Annotated in this window: 8 protein-coding genes; 6 read left to right on the top strand and 2 right to left on the bottom strand. The window is 45.6% G+C overall.

Annotated elements, in window-relative coordinates:
* The first annotated feature begins 399 nt into the window (after positions 1 to 399).
* From ACED42_RS04495 to ACED42_RS04480, 4 genes are all read left to right on the top strand, one after another.
* On the top strand, positions 400 to 1,035 hold the full coding sequence (locus tag ACED42_RS04495) for a CatB-related O-acetyltransferase (RefSeq protein WP_371701586.1): 636 nt from the start codon (positions 400 to 402) through the stop codon (positions 1,033 to 1,035).
* A gap of 178 nt (positions 1,036 to 1,213) precedes the next feature.
* Positions 1,214 to 2,860 carry an ABC transporter transmembrane domain-containing protein gene (locus ACED42_RS04490; RefSeq protein ID WP_371701585.1) on the top strand — a complete coding sequence of 549 codons (1,647 nt, stop codon included), beginning with the start codon at positions 1,214 to 1,216 and terminating at the stop codon, positions 2,858 to 2,860.
* On the top strand, positions 2,857 to 5,109 hold the full coding sequence (locus ACED42_RS04485; protein ID WP_108122450.1) for an ABC transporter transmembrane domain-containing protein: 2,253 nt from the start codon (positions 2,857 to 2,859) through the stop codon (positions 5,107 to 5,109). The genes ACED42_RS04490 and ACED42_RS04485 overlap by 4 nt, the downstream gene beginning before the upstream one ends.
* Positions 5,102 to 6,415, top strand: coding sequence for an HlyD family type I secretion periplasmic adaptor subunit (locus tag ACED42_RS04480; RefSeq protein WP_371701583.1), 1,314 nt, complete (start codon positions 5,102 to 5,104; stop codon positions 6,413 to 6,415). The genes ACED42_RS04485 and ACED42_RS04480 overlap by 8 nt, the downstream gene beginning before the upstream one ends.
* Positions 6,416 to 6,676: 261 nt before the next feature.
* Here ACED42_RS04480 and ACED42_RS04475 read toward each other — a convergent pair whose 3' ends face one another.
* Both ACED42_RS04475 and ACED42_RS04470 read right to left on the bottom strand, forming a co-directional pair.
* Positions 6,677 to 9,493, bottom strand: a complete 2,817-nt coding sequence (locus ACED42_RS04475) for a VCBS domain-containing protein (RefSeq protein WP_371701581.1) — start codon at positions 9,491 to 9,493, stop codon at positions 6,677 to 6,679.
* A 107-nt stretch (positions 9,494 to 9,600) separates the two neighbouring features.
* Positions 9,601 to 18,015, bottom strand: a complete 8,415-nt coding sequence (locus ACED42_RS04470) for a VCBS domain-containing protein (protein ID WP_371701579.1) — start codon at positions 18,013 to 18,015, stop codon at positions 9,601 to 9,603.
* A gap of 233 nt (positions 18,016 to 18,248) precedes the next feature.
* Here ACED42_RS04470 and ACED42_RS04465 point away from each other — a divergent pair, with 233 nt between their 5' ends.
* Positions 18,249 to 18,713, top strand: coding sequence for a hypothetical protein (locus tag ACED42_RS04465; RefSeq protein WP_371701577.1), 465 nt, complete (start codon positions 18,249 to 18,251; stop codon positions 18,711 to 18,713).
* 99 nt (positions 18,714 to 18,812) lie between these two features.
* Positions 18,813 to 20,255 (top strand): TolC family protein, encoded by a 1,443-nt coding sequence (locus ACED42_RS04460; RefSeq protein WP_371701643.1) that lies wholly within the window; start codon positions 18,813 to 18,815, stop codon positions 20,253 to 20,255.
* Positions 20,256 to 20,262: the final 7 nt, after the last annotated feature.

Below are 20,262 nucleotides of genomic sequence, written 5' to 3'. Positions count from 1 at the left end.
GAGCTCCGAAGTTTATAGCTGAGTCTAAGTTTGAGCCTGTGTAATCGCGCAGGCTCTTGTTCATTCCGTATTCCACGAAACGAAATTTGAAACCTTATTAATCACATCTTCCTGTCAAATTGGTGCGACTAAACAGATACACTACGCCTGTAAATTATCCAACCAAGTTATCGATAAAAACTGAGCAAACTTTGAAACTACTTCCTCTTCTTAAGCAACCTCGAATCCACTGACGTCTCTTTAGTTTTAGCGATATTGCTATAATTTAAGCGTGATACTCACTATTCATCCCAGTGAACCCTGTGTTTATAGGGCGTTAGTTTGTGCACCTTGGATTTGCATCGTCGAACATTTTTGATAGTTAACGAATAAAACTAAATAGATCATTCAGAGGTAAAAATGCAAAAGAAGCATTGGTCCAAATTCGAGTTGCTGCATGAAGTCGTAACCAACCCCAATATTCATGTAAAAGGTCAACACAGTTATTACAGCGATTGCTGGGATAATGGTTTTGAACAATCGGTAGTGCGCTATTTACACGGCGACGAAGTCAGCCGCCAGTGGGAGCCTCGATGGAAAATCGACGAACTCTATATCGGCGATTATGTCTGCATTGGCGCAGAGGTTGTGATTTTAATGGGTGGCAACCATACACACAGAGTTGATTGGTTTTCACTGTATCCATTTATGGATGTTATCGACGACGCCTACATTGGCAAAGGCGATACTCACATTGAAGATGGGGTGTGGTTAGGTATGCGAGCGATGGTGATGCCCGGTGTGACGATTGGCGAAGGCGCTGTAGTTGCAGCGAATAGTGTGGTGACTAAAGACGTCGCTCCCTACAGTATTGTCGGTGGCTCCCCAGCTAAAGTCGTTAAACACCGCTTTGATGAATCCGTTATTGACGAGCTCATTTCATTCAAAATATACGAGTGGCCAGAAGAGAAGTTTGAAGCGTTGAGACCGTATTTATGTAACTCAGACTTTTCAAAGTTAAAGCCGGCGATAACGGATTACGACAATTGTTTGTAAGGAGCGCTTGTAACGAGCATTTGTAAGGTGCGTTTTTAAGGTACGGGTATAGCCACAGATTTGTGTAGAAAGATCTGTGTCATATTTATATTGAAAAACACGTTAAATCAGTCCGTTACCTTGCAATACTCAACATGGTGTACCAATCTTATTTCATAAGCATGGATAAGGATTGTGTATGCCCGCAAGTTCAATGAAAAACAAAGGGGTGGTGGGGAAAGTCCTACTGCCTTCTTTACTCATAAATCTTCTCTCTCTCGCCGTTCCGTTAACGGTTTTACAAATTTACGATCGTATTTTACCTAACCAAAGTTACGGTACTGCCACTTTGTTGTTGGCGGGTGCAGCGTTGGCTGTTGCCATGGAAGCATTAATCCGGTTTGTGCGTACTTGGCTTTTGTCAGCCGCGGCCAGCAATACCGAGAAAGCGACCTATCAAACCTTGGTTGAAAGAGTAACAACGGCTTCATCAGGCCATCTTCGCCACATTGGTGTTGGCGGTGTAGAAGAAGGACTCGGCTCTGTATCAAAAGTCAAAGATTGGTATTCCGGTGGGGTGATTGCAGGCTTTATTGATTTGCCTTTCGCATTGATCTTCTTGGGTTTGGTGGCTTACATCGGCGGTGAGCTGGTGGCGATACCTTTGGCAGTTTGGCTGATTACTCTCGGAATTGTTTGGTTATCTTCTATTCGCGTTAAAAGCCTAAGTGAAGAAGCTTCCCAAGATGAGCAGGAGCGAAAAGCGTTTTTAATTTTGCTAAGCCAAACCATTCAAGGAATCAAACGTCAGGCTGTTGAGTCTCGAATCTTCAATCAATTTAAATCCCTCAATAATGTTCGCTCTCAGTCTAAAGCGAGAGAAGAAGAACAGAACGCCTTCGCCCAAGAATGTATTCAGCTTGCTGCATTAGCCACGTCAGTTTTACTCGTGATCACTGGCAGCTTATGGGTGTTGGATGGCCAGTTAACCACAGGTGGATTGGCGGCATGTTCTATCTTATCGGGCAGAGCGGTTGCACCTTTAAGTGCTTTAGTGGGGGTTCGAATCAAGCTTAATTCAATACACAGTGCCAATCAGGCAATAGAAAAATTGAGTGACTTGTCACTATCGGAATCTTCAGACTATGAGCAAGCTGAGAGCCACTTATCTGACTTTGAGACGTTGGAAATCAAGCAAGCGACCGTTGAAAGATACGGTGAACTTGCTCAAGCAGATGTCATACTAAATAAAGGTGAGTTGGTATTGTTAGAGAGTGAAGACCGCCACACCAACAGTCATTTATTGTCGTCGATTGCAGGTATTGATGATCTGAAAGCGGGTGAGTGCTCTATTAACGGAGCTGCCGTTTCAATCGCATCCGTAACCAACATTGCAGCCTACTGCGGTGTTAAAGGGCAGTTGGTGTCGGGTACTATTCTCGACAACTTGTGCGGGTTTGATCCTGAGAGAACACATAGCGCCAGTGACTATGCTAAGCGTTTGGGTTTAACCAAGGAAATCACTCGATTACCTGATGGACTAGAGACACAAATTGGCCATACGAGTGCTTCTTTGTTGAGTATGGGTAACGTGAAAATGCTCAATATCGCGGCTCAATTGGCAAGTGATAAACCCATAATCATGTTGGAAAGGCCGGATTCTTCACTTGATTTAGACGCCCTTGGGAATCTAGCTAAGGTGTTGGAAGAAGAAGTGACGGCAGGACGCACGATACTGATGGTGAGCTACCATTCGAAGCTTCGCGAATTTGCTAATCGAATCATTACAGTGGAAAGTCGAGCTATTACGGTCGACAGCGAGAGCAATCAGGAGGCCGTCGTATGAATCGTTTAGATATTGGTAACCCTTCAGGTACGAACAACCGTGCAGATACCAGCGGTCGACAAGAGGTGATGAATCATTTAGAAACCGAGAGCCTTTCCGTTCTTAAGCAGTTGGAAGTTAATGCTAATATCCAGTTGTTCGCACATCAATGGGTTGATGAAAATGGCATTGAATCAATCGACGATATGTTTGCCTTGTTCGACAGGCTTGCACTGCCTTATCGCTTGGTTGCCAACCTAGATGAAGTTGGTGAACATAAATTGGTCTTACTGGTACTTGGTGAACATGAGCTAGTCTCTGGTCATTTAGAATCCAAGCAATTTGTTGCCTTTAATGCCAATGACGACATTACCGATGTCCCTCAGTTTTGTATTGTTATCGAAGGTCCACCACTAGAGAAGGCCTCTCCTGATTGGGTTGGCGAACGACTACATGCGTTTCGCCCCATTATTCCTAAATTGCTGCTAGTCAGCTTTATCACTAACTTATTTGCGCTTGCTGTTCCCTTCATCACGATGTCGATTTATGACCATGTGATTGGTGGTGATGCAGGGCATGAATTGCAAGGTATCGCCATTGGCGCGGCGTTGTTGTTTGTGATGATGGGTTGGTTGAGAACATTACGTAGCCGAGTGTTTGCTTCAGTTTCCAACCGAGTAAGTCGTGAGATTTCTCAATCCCTCGTGCAGCGTCTGCTTCGTAATAGCTATGCTCAAAATCAGCAAACAGCTTCTTCTAGTCAGCAAAACCAAGTGATGTTGTCAGAGCGTATTTCAGGTGTGCTATCGGGGCCATTAGGAAATGCGCTGTTTGACCTACCATTCATTCTTATTTTTGTACTTGCGATAGGTGTTTTAGGCGGATGGTTGGTACTGGTTCCAGTCGTCTCTTTAATCCTTTATTACTTGCTAGCAAAACGCTCGATACGCTCTAGCAGCAAGCGCTCTATGCAATCGACAGTGGCAGGTACGAATCGTCAAAACATGACTAATGAGCTGTCATCCAAGCTTGCCTTTATTCGCAGTGCTGGATTTTCAGAGCACTGGATTCAACGTTTCAAAAAGGCCAATCTTCTTGCTTCAACAGTGACCTTTAATCAATCGGTTCTCCAGAGCCGGTACACCTCGATTTACTATTTCATTGGTGTGGGGTCGACACTCGCCGTGATGGGGTTAGGAATAGGACTTATTTTTGAACAAGTGATGACGCCCGGTGGTTTGATTGCTTCAATGATGTTGATATCTAAGGTGACGGGTCCAGCTCAGGTGTTGGCAAACAGTGCGATGCGTTTTAATAGCTTTAATCAATCCAAGCTGCAAGTGAACCGTATTTTGTCTCAGCCGTCTGAGCGTGAATTCAGTTACCAGCATCACCCGTTACCTGTGGTAGCGCCTAACTTGAAATTAGAGCAAGTGACACTGCGCTATCCCAAACAGAGTCGCCCGGCCTTGAATGGTGTGAGTTTTGATATTGAAGCCGGTGAAATTGTCGCGATTACCGGCCCTTCTGGGAGCGGTAAATCAACATTAATTGAAGTGCTGTCTGGCTTGCAGCCTATCCAAAATGGCATGGTTGAGCTTGAAGGCGTTAACCTCGTTCAATACGATCCGCAGCTTTATCGCCACTGGTGTTTCATTCGAGCCGCATATCCTGATTTGCTTACGCTGAGTATTCGAGAGTGGCTAAACGACGGTCACAAAGTCGAAGATCAGAAAATGATCTCTGCAATTGAAATGGTCGGCGGAAAGCGTTGGTTCGAGACATTATCAGGTGGGCTCGATACTTCCATCAGCAGTATTCAACCGGACAGCCTTTTTGACATGTTGTCTGGCAGCGTCGCGCAGATCCTAATTGATGCAAAAGCGCTGGTTTATGACTACCCAATGTTCTTAATGGATAATCCTGTGCCTGATGCTCACCCAAATGCTAAACGTATATTTGGTGAGTTTGTGCAGTCGAAAAAAGGAAAAGCAACGGTGATTTACACGTCCCACGATCCGGATTTAATCAAGCTTGCCGATAAAGTGGTGGTATTAAATGAAGGTGCAGTGGTTTATGCCGGTCCATTAGAGCCGGAGCAGTCTTCGAAGCAGGAACAGCCTTCAGAGCCTCAAGCTTCTCAAGAACCGCAGTTATCTGAGCAACCGTTATCTCAAGAGCTACAGCCGTCAACTCAAGAGGCGTCTGCTCAACAAAATGCAGCCCAACAAGAACAATCAGAGTCTAAGCAAGGAGTCGCTAATGACTAAACAATCTATCGAGAAGGGCAAGCGCTACGGTGAACTTGTTGAATCACAAAATACGGCTCGTACATTGGCGCTGGCCACATGGTCGGTTGCCTTATGTGTTATTGCTTTTGCCACTTGGTCTGTAGTCACTCAAGTTGATGAAATCGCCAAAGCCAAAGGTGCTGTGATTCCAGAAGGCGAGAAGCAAGTATTACAAAGCGCGATTGGCGGGAAGTTAAAGCAAATTCTCGTTAAAGAAGGGCAGTTGGTTGAGAAAGGCCAGCCGCTTGTTGAGTTTGATGCCACTTTCCAGCGTACCGCCCTTGAAGAGCTAAAGTCCCAACAAGTGACGCTTCTAGCCAGTGTGGAACGTATGAATGCGCTGCTTGAGCAACGTGAGCCTAACCTTGCTGAGTTTGAGGTCGATTACCCAGAGATCGTCAGCCAACAAAAAGCGCAGCTGAATGCGCAAAAAGCCCTCTACTTCCAAAAGCGTGTGGTGCTTGAGAAAGAGAGCGAGCAAATTGCAGAGCAGCTTCGTAGCGTAGAAAAGGCCTTGCCTAGTTATGAGAAAGAGTTAAATGCGACTAAGCAAGAGTTAAACATACTAGAAAAGGGTTATAAGTCGGGTAACATTTCACGCTTACGTGTGCTTGAAATGCGTCAAAAACTGGCCAGTATTGAGCAGAAAATTGAAGAAGCTCGTGGCAAGAAGTCGGTATTGATTAGACAAGCTGACAGTAATGACCAAAAAATTATACAGCTTCTGGCGGAGGCGAAAGCTAAAGTGAGCGATGATCGTTCTAAAGCCGTCTCTGACTTGTCAGCCCTGAACGCCAGAGTACGTTCAAGCCAAGCGAAACTGACCAACACCATGTTAGTGTCGCCGCTACAAGGTTTAGTGCAAAGCCTGCCAAGTACACAGAACGGAGGTGTTATTCAGCCGGGTGGGACAGTGGTTGAAATTGTTCCTGTTGGCGGGAAAGCCGACTTTAAAGCTCGTTTGTCACCAAGAGATATTGGTTTTGTGAGTGTAGGGCAGCCGACTCGTATCAAGATTGATGCGTTTGATTACAGCCGCTTTGGGGCGCTAAAAGGGGCGGTTGAGAGTATTTCACCGACCACAAGTCAAAGCGAACGCGGTGAAATCTATTATGAAGTAGTCGTCTCGGTGGATGTTCCCTATTTCCGTAATAATCCGGAGAGCTTTTCTATCTTGCCAGGTATGACGGGCGAGGTAGATATTACAACCGGTGAGAAGTCCGTTTTCCAATACCTGTGGAAGCCAATTTACACCAATGTCAGTGTCGCATTTGGTGAAAGGTAATCGTGATAGAGAGTCGTTGAGAGTATACGAATAACAACAGCAAATAATAAAAAGGGAGCACATCATGTGCTCCCTTTTTGATTGTCGTTTTTTCAAGTTTGTATGTTCTTTAGAGAGAAACAATCGGGAGCAATTAATGCTCCCGATTTTGCTTGCCTAGAGTTTAAGCGGTAAGTTACTAGCACTAAGCACTAAGCACTAAGCACTAAGCACTAAGCACTAAGCACTAGGCATTAGGCATTAGGCACCTTACACTTGAAGTTATGAGTTAGGATCAATGTCCGGTAACCCATCGATATCGTTGTGGTGGTGGTGCTCATCATCTTGGTTATGGTTGATGTTTGCATCATGGTGTTCCAGCGCGTCTGACATATCCAAGTGCGCTTGGTCATGTGTTGCTGCATCTGGTTGGTCGACTTGTGCAAGTACGATATCCATATCCGCAGGTTGATCGTGAACCGTTGTCGATGTCGCATCGGGTTTAATGCCCAATGCATCCAGATAAGCGGCTGCACCATGGTGACTGCTTTTCTGATCGGGTTCTTGATGGGTCTGCTGGGTTAAATCTAGATTGCTATCATCGCTTAGTGTGACCGTAAAGTCGGCTTGCGAAGCCATGTCTGGCTCGTCATGTTGAACAGGAGGCGGTGGCGGTGGAGCAGGGTGCGATGTATGGACTAAAGGTGTGATCGTCATATCAACCACTTCAGTTCCAACTGTCAGCTTTCCACTATTTCCTGGCCCATGACTGAGTATCTGGATGTTCACATGGGCGACCACTTCATCTTGATTTGACCCTTGTAATGCTACTTCAAATTTATCTTCGTGTTGACCGATACCTGAAGCGCTGCCATGTGGGCCCGTATGAACCTGAGCTTGCTCTTGGTAATGTAAGTGGCCGGTTTGAGGGTCAATGGTTAATGTTCCATATTGCCCATGGTGGCTGGTGACATATTGTCCATTAGGTAAATGGATTCGCCAACCGCTTTGTGCTGTTGGTACCGGAGTTAACGATGGTAATAGTGGTGGCACCCCAAGTGTGCCAGACACTTGGTGGCTTCCCGATGGCGGTCTGACAATAATTGGTTCAGGAATAGCGCTTGCAGCAAAACCTTGGCTACCTGCGGTATTTCCGTGTTCGTCAGTCATTGTTGCTTGTACATTAGAACCCGGATGAACTTCAATTTGTATTCCGTGCTGTAGAGTATGAGCATCTAATACATGATCCTGACCGTTAACGACAAGATGCTCACCGATTTTGGCATCACCAGGAGGCGTAACGGTTGCAGTGATCGTGTTTGCTTGTCCTCGGGCGATTTCAGCTTTGCTGTATAAGTTGTCTGCCCCTGCGTTTTCAAAGGTAATCGTAGGAACGCTAACCTGTGTATCGACTTGGTAAGTAACATCTGCAGTGGCATGAGCGCTATTACCTGCGCTATCTGTTACCGCTACTGATGCCTCTATTTTTTGGTCAGCATCGGCAATGAGTTCACTTCCAGGTACGGCAATTGAATAGTGTCCTTTTGCATCGACCACGCCAGTATGCTGTGTCCCATTTACATCTAAAGTCACAATGTCGCCTGCATTATAATCGCCAGAAACGGATCCGGTGATGTCAATGGAGCTGTTGGATTCTTGAGCATTAATCACATTGTCGGCGGTAATTGGGTCTGTTTGAATACCGACGTGTACTTGTGTATCTATATGGACGGAAAGAAGCGAAGAGGTAGCCGGTAGCACTGACGAAGGAGCCAATGCTTTGGCGGATAGATTATGATCGCCCTCCGATAAGCTGCTTACGGCAACACTATATTGGCCAGAGGCATCAGATACCGAGTGTCCAACTGGTGTGGAACCATCGTAAATAGTGACTTTCGAGAATGGAATATCAGTGTGTCCGGTAATCGTTGGGGTAGTGTCGTTGGTCAGGTTGTCAGTTTGCGATGAACCTGAATCGCTTGTTGACGCGAGATCCAGAGTAACGGTGTTCGTTGGCGCGACGTTAGTGCCTGAAGGCAAGGTTGGTTGCGTCGTAGTTACCACAGGTTGGTGCAGAACAGTCGTCGAGGTGACTAAGCTACCCGTTGGTGACATGGTGACATGTCCCGAGGCATCAAAGGTGATGAATTTCGAATCTTCCGTATGGCCGTCACTGACTTTTACTTCGAATACATCGACACCATGATAGGTGTTGGTGGCAGAGTTATAACTCATTCCTGTGATAGACGTATTTGGTGTGTAGACGTAGTCACCAGTATTTGGATCGACCGACAATGAACCGAATTGCCCTGTTGAGCTGACGACAGAGAACATATGAGTGTCATTAACGTCTACATCTGTCTCTGTTAATGTACCTGCTGTTGATGATGTCTGGTTAACGCCGAGAATCGGTGCGTCATTGGTGCCGGTAATGGTAACCACGATATCATGGTGCGTGCCATCTGCAGATTGAACCGTGATGGTTTCAGTGTCTGTCTGACCTTCGCCAAGCTGTTGAACTATAGGATGGTTGTTGTCAAGGTCGTAAGTCCAGTGACCATTTACATCGATATGAGCGTGCCCATAGCCTTTGCTTCCGGCTATTCCAGCTCCACCCTGTACCGCGGTAAACCCTGCTGTTCCATCAGGGTCACTCGCCGTCAACGTACCTGAAGCTTGAAGTGTTATGTCTTCTTTTGCCACTCCTGTGGAGTCTCCACTGAATGTTGCAGGGTCAGCGACACTCGCTATATTAATGAGTATTGACCCTTCTTTTGAATCAAGATGACCATCGTTTGCGGTAAATTGCACCGCCCCTAATCCGCTGACACCAGAACTAAAGTAGTTGTGAGTTGGGGTGAAGATGAGTGATGAAACGTCGGAGGCGCTGACGTCATCACCAACATTCACTGTGGTGCCATTCAGCGATAACACGCCATGGGCGACATTGGTAATCGTGATGTGGTTTAACGCATCTCCATCAATATCAGAATATTTAAAGTCTGCGGTGGTGAACGCATGAGGTTTATCTTCTAAAGAACTAATAAAACTCGATCCAACGATAGGTGCATCATTGACTGCATTGACATCCACTACCATCGTTGCGCCTGCCGAATTTTTATGGCCATCATTCGCAGTAAATGTAAATTGCGCATAGTTGGCGCCGTTTTCATTATTGTTCGGCGTGAAAGTTAAATGGCCTGCGTCTAAGTCAGCCTTGCTGATTTGCTGATTTGCTGGTTGGCGGTTACGGCGTTACCGTTTAGAAGTAATAATCCATGACTCGGTATGCTGCTAATAGTCACGAACTGTAACGCATCGCCATCTTGATCACTGTAACCAAATTCACTGGTCGTAAAGGTTCTGGTGATGTCTTCATTTGTAGAAACGGTTTGCCCTGTCACCGTTGGCGCATGTTGTAGAGGAGGGGTGACTTCAATAGAGAGAGAATTTTGAGAAGAGTCTCCTATTGGGTTACCGCCATCATCGCCGACGCGATAAACCATACTTGGCACTTTACCTGTAAAGCCAGCTTCCGGGGTGAAGGTATAATGACCATTCGCTTCGATCGCGAGTGTACCGATACCGGCCATAGTATGTGGTTGCCCAGGCCTTACCGCGACATAACCTGACACCGGGTCTTTTATTTGAATATCTTGCAACACCAGATGTGCGTTGGAATCGGTGTCTGTTGCTGCACCACTCAATCCTTGATCCGTCCCAGAGCCAGTAAGTAGATTCCCTTCAACTGGACCACTATGTTGAACACCAGAATCACTGAGGCTGTGTAGAGTAGGAGCGTCAGTAGTCCCGTTAATAGTGACGGTAATTGAATGCTTGGTACCGTCTTTTGATGTGACTTCAATGCTATCTGTGAGTGTTTGTCCATTGTCTAAGTCTTGAATCTGCGTACTCTTGTTGTCTGCTTTATAAACCCATGTCCCAGTACTAGTGATGTCGAAATGACCATAGGTTCCATCCAGAGAGATTTTCGGTTGCCCCTTAAGATCTAATGCAGCTTCGCCATGACCATCAGCGTCAGATACAATCAGGTGCCCATGGCAAGAAAGGGCATCTGGAATAGTTGCTGACCCCGTGATATGCGCGTTGTGGTGAATGTTTGTATCTTCTTTTATGCTGCTGGAGTCACCGGCAAATGTGGCGGCATCATTAACTGCTGCAAGGGTTGTGATTGCTCCTGTATGAGTCGTTCCGCCATGCGCATCTGTGACGTCATAGCTAAAATGAACTTGGCCGTTATAGTCTTTGGTTGGAGTAAAAGTGTAGGTGCCGTCTTTGTTATCGACTACAGAGCCGTGATCGACTAACAGATTCTCAATGGAAAGCTTACCTGCGTCATTGGCATCCACGTCGACAGTATTGGCTAATAAATCAGCTTTGGTGAAAGTAAGAGCTGTATCTTCTGTGCCTGTGGAAAGTGTTACTTCAGAACTGATATAAGGTCTATCATTATCACCATGAATGGTAATGACTATGTCTTGCGCAGTACCATCTTTAGAATAAATGGTAATCGTATCTGTTAATTCTTGCCCATCGCCTAATTGATCGATCTTTGTGGCTACGTTTTGTTGGTTACTACCAACGGTAACCTTATAATGCCAATTACCATCGGCATTTAGTATTAATTGACCATAAGTGCCATGGTAGGAGTAGCCTATGCCTTTTGTATCAAATTGTGCTTCGCCAGTGTCTGGGTCAATAATCTCTAACTTGCCATCAGTATATAAAGGGTCATTGGTTAATTTAGCCATCCCAAGCTGTGCGTAGTTTGGTGACCGATCATGATAGGTACCATGCCCTTCATCGACATCGCCAGTTGTCGTTCCAGTGATTACTGCTGTGTCACCAACCGCATCAATATGAAGAGTGTTAGTAGCCTCTTGTGAGTCATCATGCCCATCGTTAACAGTATATTTAAACTGAACATCGCCATTAAAATCTTGCGCAGGAACGAACTGAAGCTTACTGATGTCAGCTGTAGGGATGTGTTGCCCCGCTGTAACATCGTGTCCATCAAGCACAAACTTACCTTGTGTTGCTGGTGGTAGATCTGTGATTGCTATGGAATGTAGCGTATCGCCTGTGTCGATATCGTTGAACCCAAACTGACTAGATTGCATTTGGTAATGTGTATCTTCAGTGCCATGTGCAAGTGTCGTCGCAGTTATGGTCGGTTGATCATTGGTGCCTGTCACCGTTATTGTTATATCGTGAGCAGTGTGGTCTGCAGAATAAACACGATATACAACTTTTTCTACCTCACCTTCAGCTAATGATTGCAAGCGACTATTGGCGACTTCATATCCCCAAGCGCCACTTGGTGTAATGCGTAAAAAACCACCAAAGGGATCGTGAATCGCCTGTTCTCCTAATAACAGATTGACCTGAAAATGGTCTTGCCCTGCATCAGGATCTGTCACACTCAGCAAACCCGATGCAACGACAGGCTGTAATGAACTGTGACCCACATTATGATCTTCAATAATCGTTCCGGTATCACTACCGCTTATAACCGCTTTATCAGCAACTGCACTTAAACTGCTGGTAGCTCCAGTATGAGTGACACCGCCATGTGCATCTTTGACATCATAGGTGAAATGAACTTTACCGTTATAGTCTTTTTCTGGTGTGAAAGTGTATGTACCATTTTGGTTATCTAAAATCGAGCCGTGATCTGGATGAAGGTTTGCTACTGTAAGCAGTCCAGAGTCATTTTTATCGACATCTATTGAATTTTGTAACAGTTGTGCAGCTGTAATGGTTTGTCTCGTATCTTCAGTACCTGCGTTGAGTTGTACTTCTGAAGAGCAATAAGGCCTGTCGTTACTACCATTGATAGTGATGACTATATTATGTGGTGTTCCATCTTTTGTGTGAACGGTGATAGTGTCTGTGAGTGTTTCACCCTCACCTAACTTATCGATAGCGGAGCCTCTGGTCGTGGGCCTTCCACCAATGTGAGTGAGACTTCCAGCATCGGCATAGTAATTCCAATCGCCATTTGGATTTAAAATTAAGTCACCATATGTACCGTGATAGTTATACCCCACATTATTATCAGCAAAGCCAGACTGACCAGAGTCAGGATCAATCACAGATAAATGTCCATTAGCGTTTAGTGTACTAACTCGAAGTGTCGCCATACCCGATTGAGCATGATCTGGTGACATATTATCTCCAGCCGCTTTCTCAGTGACACTTGCAGTATCTACTCCACCGACCACAGCATTATCATTAGTGCCGTTTACTGTAATGGTGACCTGATGAGGTGTACCATCGGCTGAATGAACGGTAATGGTATCAGTAGCGGTTGCGCCATTACCTAACGCTTGAACTGCTGGGTTAGTGTTATCTAAGTCGTACGTCCAAGCGCCATTATCTGTTAGATGTAATGTACCTAAGGAGCCTTGGATATCAGTATTCGCAAAGTGTGCTTCGCCTGTATCGACATCGGTGACAGTCAGTGTGCCTGAGGTCTGAAGTTGAGATTCTTCTGTTACTGCGCCAGTATTAGATCCGCCAATCACGGCTTTATCATTAGTGCCATTGATGGTTACCACGACATCATGCGTTGTACCGTCTTTCGAAGTCACTTTAATTGTATCTGTTAACTGCTCACCTTCGCCTAAGGATTGAACCGCTGTTTGAGAATTATCGGCAGAGTAACTCCAGCTCCCATCTTGACTGATCTCCAATTTACCATAATGACCTTGTAGGGCCGTTTTGTTAAATCCATGGGATACAAAACTACCTTCACCTGTATCTATATCGACAATATCTAACTTACCTGTCGCAGTCAGTTCATTACTCTGAGGATTAGCGCTCACATCTTCTTTTAATGCCCCCGTATCGACACCACTAATGACCGGCGTATCATTCGTGCCCGTCACCGTAATCACTAAATCTTTAGTATCTGTTGCACCTGCAGAATCGGTCACGGTAACAGGGATAGTGAACGTGCTTATCTCACCTGCTTTAAGGTGTTGGAAGCTTGCATCTGTTGGGTCTAGGTTGTAGCTACCATCTGTATTGAGTGTAAATCCACCCTGTGTTGATGTGGTTGTGAAGGTTGCAGTATCACCCGTATCAATATCCGTTGAGGTGAGTTGACCTGTGACTACTGCACCATCTTCAGTGGCGCTCACTGGCACAATCGGATTAATAACAGGCGCATCGTTTGCCGGTGTTACATCAACATTGATAGTTTGACTGGTTGTCGTATGCCCATCAGTTACTGAAAGAACAACTGTAGCAGGACCATTGTAATTAGCATCAGGCGTAAACACGATTTCACCTTGCGCATTCAGCGAGGCACTACCGTGTGTCGCTGACACACTCGGGGTCAACGTATCCGTCGTATCAATATCCGTTGCATGGAAGGTAATGGTTTTACTGCCATCCTCGGTTACCGTTTGCGTCGCAACAGGGGTGATAACAGGTGCATCATTGGTACCATTGATGGTTACCAAAATAGTTTTCTGTGTGCCATCAACCGAGGTTATTGTTGTCGACTCTGTTAAAGTTTCACCAACACCTAAAGCCTGAACAGCCGCTTGTTTTGAATCTGCGGAAAATAGCCAAATGCCACTTGGTATAAGTGTAAATGAGCCGATCCCGTGGTCGCCAACAATGCCAGATTGCATCGGAAATGTAGCTTCATTCGTATCTACATCGGTAATGAATAGCTTGCCTTGTGTAAGCATGTAGTTTGGGTGAACATTCAACTGATTTGTTAAATCTTGATCTTCGGTAACTGCTCCCGTATTTGTACCAGTAATAACAGCCTTGTCATTAGTTCCATTAACGGCAATGGTCACTTGGTGAGTTGTACCATCTGCTGAAGTAACTGTAATGGTATCGGTTGTTGCAGCGCTTTTACCTAGGGCTTGCACCGTTGGGTTTGTGTTATCTAAATCGTAAGTCCACTGCCCAGCATCGGTTAAATGCAATGTCCCAAGCGAGCCTTTAATATCAGTATTTGAGAAGTGTGCTTCACCGGTATCGGTATCTGTAATAGTCAGCGAGCCTGAGGTTTGTAACTGCGTTTCTTCGGTCACTGCGCCTGCAGAAGTCCCACCAATTACAGCCGTATCATTAGTCCCATTCACCGTAATGGTAATTTGATGCGGCGTACCATCTGCTGAGTTGACAGTAATAGTATCAGTCGCTGTCGCGCCTTTACCTAAGGCTTGAACTTGTGGATTCGTATTATCTAAATCGTAAGTCCAAGTGCCGGTATCAGTTAAATGTAAAGTGCCTAATGTGCCTGCAATATCAATGTTGGAGAAGTGTGCTTCACCAGTATCTACGTCAGTGACAGTCAGTGTACCTGACGTCTGAAGTTGAGATTCTTCAGTCACTGCACCAGAGTTTGTACCGCCAATGATGGCCTTGTCGTTAGTGCCATTAACCGTAATAGTAATTTGATGTGGTGTGCCGTCAGCAGAATGAACAGTGATGGTATCGGTAGCGGTTGCTCCTTTGCCTAGCGCTTGAACGTTAGGGTTTGTATTGTCAAGAGCGTACGTCCAAGAACCAGAATCTGTCAGGTGCAGCGTCCCCATGTTGCCTACGATATCTGTGTTGGAGAAGTGTGCTTCGCCGGTATCTACGTCAGTGACAGTCAACGTACCAGAGGTTTGAAGTTGAGATTCTTCAGTCACTGCACCAGAGTTTGTACCGCCAAAGATGGCCTTGTCGTTAGTGCCATTAACCGTAATAGTAATTTGATGTGGTGTGCCGTCAGCAGAATGAACAGTAATGGTATCGGTAGCGGTTGTTCCTTTACCTAACGCTTGAACGGTTGGGTTGGTGTTATCTAAGTCGTAAGTCCATGTCCCCGAATTAGTGAGGTGTAAGGTGCCTAAAGTCCCAGCAATATCGGTATTGGAGAAGTGTGCTTGACCGGCATCAACATCAGTCACAGTCAGTGAGCCAGAGGTTTGAAGTTGAGATTCTTCGGTGACCGCGCCGGCACTTGTTCCGCTTATCACGGCTTTGTCATTGGTACCATTAATAGTGATTTTGATGGTCGAAGGGGTGCCATCAACAGACGATACAGTAAAGGTTTCTTCGACTTTGTCGCCAATGTTTAGTTGATTAAACGCGCTGTTGGCAGTGAATACCCAGTGGCCTGTGGCATCAATGGTGAGGTCGCCATTGGTGCCAGCAATGGAATCCGGAGTAAACGTGTTGTCTGGGTTGTCCACATCGGTGCTGGTTAGGGTTCCTGAGGTAGTTACTGCTTTGTCAGTCTCATCGATGGCAACGGTCGCGCTACTGACAGTTGCGGTGTCGTTAGTACCGTTAATTGTCACCTTGATAGTGGACGGTGTGCCATCAACAGACGACACCGTGAAGGTTTCTTCGACCTTATCGCCGACGTTTAATTGGTTAAACGCACCGTTCGCGGTGAACGCCCAATGACCATTAGCATCGATAGTCAGGTCACCGTTGGTGCCTGAAATAGAACCCGGCGTAAACGCATTGTCTGGGTTATCCACGTCAGTACTGGTTAGTGTGCCTGAGGTGGTTACCGCTTTGTCGGTTTCATAGATGGCAACGGTCGCACTGCTGACAGTAGCTGCGTCATTAGTGCCATTTACTGTGATAGTCACTTGATGCGGCGTGCCATCAGCAGAATGAACGGTGATGGTATCAGTAGCTGTCGAGCCCTTACCTAATGCTTGAACGGTCGGGTTAGTGTTATCAAGATCGTACGTCCAAGAACCAGTATCGGTCAGATGAAGCGTACCAAACGAGCCTGCAATATCGGTACTTCCTGTGGATGAAGTAGCGAAGTGCGCTTCACCGGTATCCACATCCGTAACAGTCAGTATGCCCGAGGTCTGAAGTTGGGACTCTTCGGTTACCGCGCCGGCACTGGTTCCACTTATCACGGCTTTATCATTGGTGCCGTTAACGGTAATTGCAATTTGATGAGGAGTGCCGTCGGCGGAGTGGATGGTTATGATGTCTGTTGTCGCAGAGCCTTGACCAAGAGCCTGAACTTGTGGATTTTTATTATCTAGATCGTAGGTCCAATCGCCATTGTCTTTAAGGTGTAAAGTACCCAGTGTCCCCTTGAGGTCGGAATTAGAAAAATGCGCCTCTTTTGAGTCGATATCGGTGATGTTGAGTTGGCCTGAAACCGTTAGGTCTTTATCTTCAGTAACTTGGCTTGAGCCATTACTTGTCCCGATAGCGAAAAACGAACTTGGTGAATTTGCTGTACTACTCGTGATTACTGCATGGTCGTTGGTGCCATTGATCGTAACCATAACTTGATGCGCTGTACCATCAGCTGAGTGAACAGTGACGATGTCTGTCGCAGTTGAGCCTTGGCCAAGTCTTTGAACTACTGGGTTATTGTTGTCTAAACTGTATGTCCACGCACCGTCTTTGGTGATGCTTAGCGTACCGAAATTACTAGTCACTTGTGAGGCTTGAAAGTGGTCCTCTCCAAGATCAGAGTCCGTTACCGAAAGCTGCCCTTGAACTTGTGTCGTTAAATCTTCAGTTAACGTGCCAGCATCCACACCCGTAATTACTGCATTGTCGTCGTTCCCGCCAATCGTCATATCGATGGTTTGCGGTGTGCCATCTTTGGTGTGAATTGTGAAACTTTCATGCAGTGAAGTGGCTGCGGTTAAAGCTTGAACATTAGAGAGCGAGTTATCAACTTGATACTGCCAATGTCCATCAGCATCGATAGTTAATGAACCATATTTACCTGAGATAACTTCCGGTGTAACCGAACTTTCATTTTGGTCAGGGTCTATGACATCGATTTTGCCGTTCGCATGTAACAAGCCTTGTGAATCAATATTGTGATCTTCTGTTACGACACCTGTTAAGTCTCCAGAAATACTTGGCGTGTCTTGCTTACCTGTTACCGGTATCTGAACAATGATGCTCGAGCCATTAGATAGGTGTAACGCAAAATGGTCAGTACCTGGTTGGTGCTGATTCAACAGTATGTATTGAGGAGAATTTGGATTCAATACGAATGTGTATTGACCATTTGCATCAACATGAAGCTCTCCGTACGTACCTTTTATGACTTCTGGCATAAAGGTGACGGGTAAAGCGGGCGTCGTAGGCGCATTCGAATGAATCGGCTGACCGTTACTTCCTGAGGAGATAGTCGGCATCGATACCGAAGGAATGTAATGAACTTGCGGGTGAGAAAGCGTCGATAAATGATGAGAAGGAACCAAGTGAGAGCTCGAACCATGGGCGGCATGACTTGCACTTAAGGTGGAGTTTACGTCGCTGTCACTCGTTTGAGCTTCTTGGAGAGCAACCGCTGATGAGTCCGCCTTGTTATGGTCATCGGTGACATCTTTTTCGGTCACGTTATTTGCGGTTACTTGATCTGCTGCGTCGCTGGAATTGTCTATACTTTCTGCAGCAGCGTGTTTAGCCAATGATGGCAAAATCATCATGAGTGACTGAAAAAGTGGGATATTCACTTTTAGATGTGAATGCAGTCTGCGCTTCTTTTTTTGTGTTGGTTTCTTTTGTTCTAGCTTGTTACTTTTCTTATTTTTGATTTCTGTATTTTTCTTGTTTGCTTCGACGTTTTTTTTGTTAGCCATTTTTATCATCCGTGAATCGTGGTTGCACTATCTTAAGTAAAATACACAGATAGAGGTTTCGCTAGCTAATTGGATAATTTTTAAAGAAAAAACTGCAAAGTCGAAGAATTATCTCATTTTGATGAAATAGAGGATGAATACTTTTTCAACGGTCAGGTAAATATCGGCACAATGGCATTGACCTTACCCTAAGGGGAACGTTTATAGTTGCGTTGTAAATTCAAAGGTAAGCTATGACAAACACATTCCGAAAAACTTGGATTATTGTTTTCAGCATCATTGCGATGTTGATGTCTAGCTATGCCTCAAGCTCCTCAGCCTTGATGACTGAAGTAATGATGATGGAAATGGGGTCGAGCAAGTCGGCTTGTTACCACAGCGATACTTCGGTTAATGATTCAATGGCAGGGTGTCATGTGATGAGTGAAGAAGTACACCCTGAAGACTCTAACATGAGTGCTCATGCTTTGATGGCTCAATTCGATATGTCTTCAATGAGCGAAGACGGCAGTCCGATGATGGGTAACCATTGTTCGAGTGCCGATTGCTGTGCCTCAATGTGTTCTGCAAGTCCCTATCCAATCCAGGCTGTTCAAGCCGTTGATCAACTTTCCTTTTCATTAGCTCGTTTTCAATCGGTCACGATTGGCCAGAAAGTCGCACGCGCTCAATCTTTGCTACGCCCACCTCCCGCATAAATCTATATCTAAAAATACAGCTATATCAGTTAGATAAATCTGATAAGCCATTCTTTTTTATGCGCTAATTAGCGCTAGATATGGACATTCACTGTGAATATGAAACCAACAACCTCTGTGTTTGTCATGAACACGAGCTTAGTGGTTGCTGCTGCCTTGCCTATGGCCTTGTTTTCAAGTGCTACGCTCGCGGCTACCACGGCGTCAGCTTCAAATGCTCAACGCATTTCAGCACATGACCAAGCAAGCTCGACGCAGCAACTCAATACACTGATTGAGATTGCGTTAAGCGAAGATGGAAATCGCAAGCAGTACTTTGCTCAGTCTCAAGCGATGCGAGAAACGGGCATTGCCAGCTCGACCTTAATGGATCCGAAATTAAAAGTTGGATTTGGCGGTTTGCCTGTCGATAGCTTTCAATTCGACGAAGACCCGATGACCAATATATCGGTAGGGCTGATGCAGCAGTTTGAGCGTGGCGATACACTTAACCTTCAACAGAAAAAGGCAGGCCAACAGGCAGATGCTTTAGCTTTGCAGGTGCAAGCAAGAGAATTGACGGTTGCGAATCGCATGACGCAGCTTTGGCTTGAGTTAGGTTATCAGCAAAAGGCTGAGTCGGTGATTCGTCAAAATCGTCGTTTGCTGGTTGAGCTTGAAAACTATGTACAAACCAATTACTCGATTGGTAAAAGTGAAGCGCAAGATCTGCTTAATGCTCAGCTTCAAGTGAGCAAGCTTGATGAGAAACTACAGGCAAACCAGCAGGTTCAGCGCCGTTTAATCTCTCAGCTTTCTGAATGGTTGGGTTCTGATTGGCTAGGCTCTCAGGTTCTTGATTCTCAGGGAACACTGAGTGCAACTAACCAAATCGATTGGTCGTTGTTGGAAAGCAAATTAGCGACCAATATCGATTCAACTAAGCACTACCAGCTACTGACTGACCATCCTTTGGTTAAGATCTCCGATGTCAGTATTTCCTCCAATCAAACTCAGGTTGAGTTAGCCGAGCAAGCTTATACCCCGCAGTTTGGGGTGGAAGTGATGTATGCACACCGTCAAGCCAATAACATGGCGGGTGAACCAGCTTCTGATCTTGTGAGTGCTTATCTGACAGTCGACATCCCGCTGTTTACAGGGAGCCGACAAGATAAAAACTTATCGGCTGCTCAGTATCAAGTTGGTGCGGCTAAATCTCAAAAAGACACCTTACTTTCCCAAATGAACGCGCAAGTGAACGCATTGCTGGTGGACAGATCAAATCTGATCCAGCGATTAGATCGCTATCAAACGTCCTTGCTTCCTCAAACCGCAGCCCGAATCAGCGCGGTTGAGAGGGGCTATCAAAACAATACCGCTCAGTTTAACGATGTCATTTTAGCAACGACCGATGAGCTGGCGCTTAAGTTAGAGCAACAACGTTTGATCACCGATCTCAACATCGTTAACAGCAAACTGGCGGCGTTAGTCAGTGGCTTTGAATACCAAGTAAACCAACCACAACTCAGCTCAAGCGCAACTAAACACACAGCCAATCAATAAGGGAATA

The sequence above is a fragment of the Vibrio sp. FF145 genome (genome assembly GCF_041439075.1).
GTDB lineage: Bacteria > Pseudomonadota > Gammaproteobacteria > Enterobacterales > Vibrionaceae > Vibrio > Vibrio tasmaniensis_A.
This window is presented reverse-complemented; position numbering and strand designations above follow the sequence as displayed.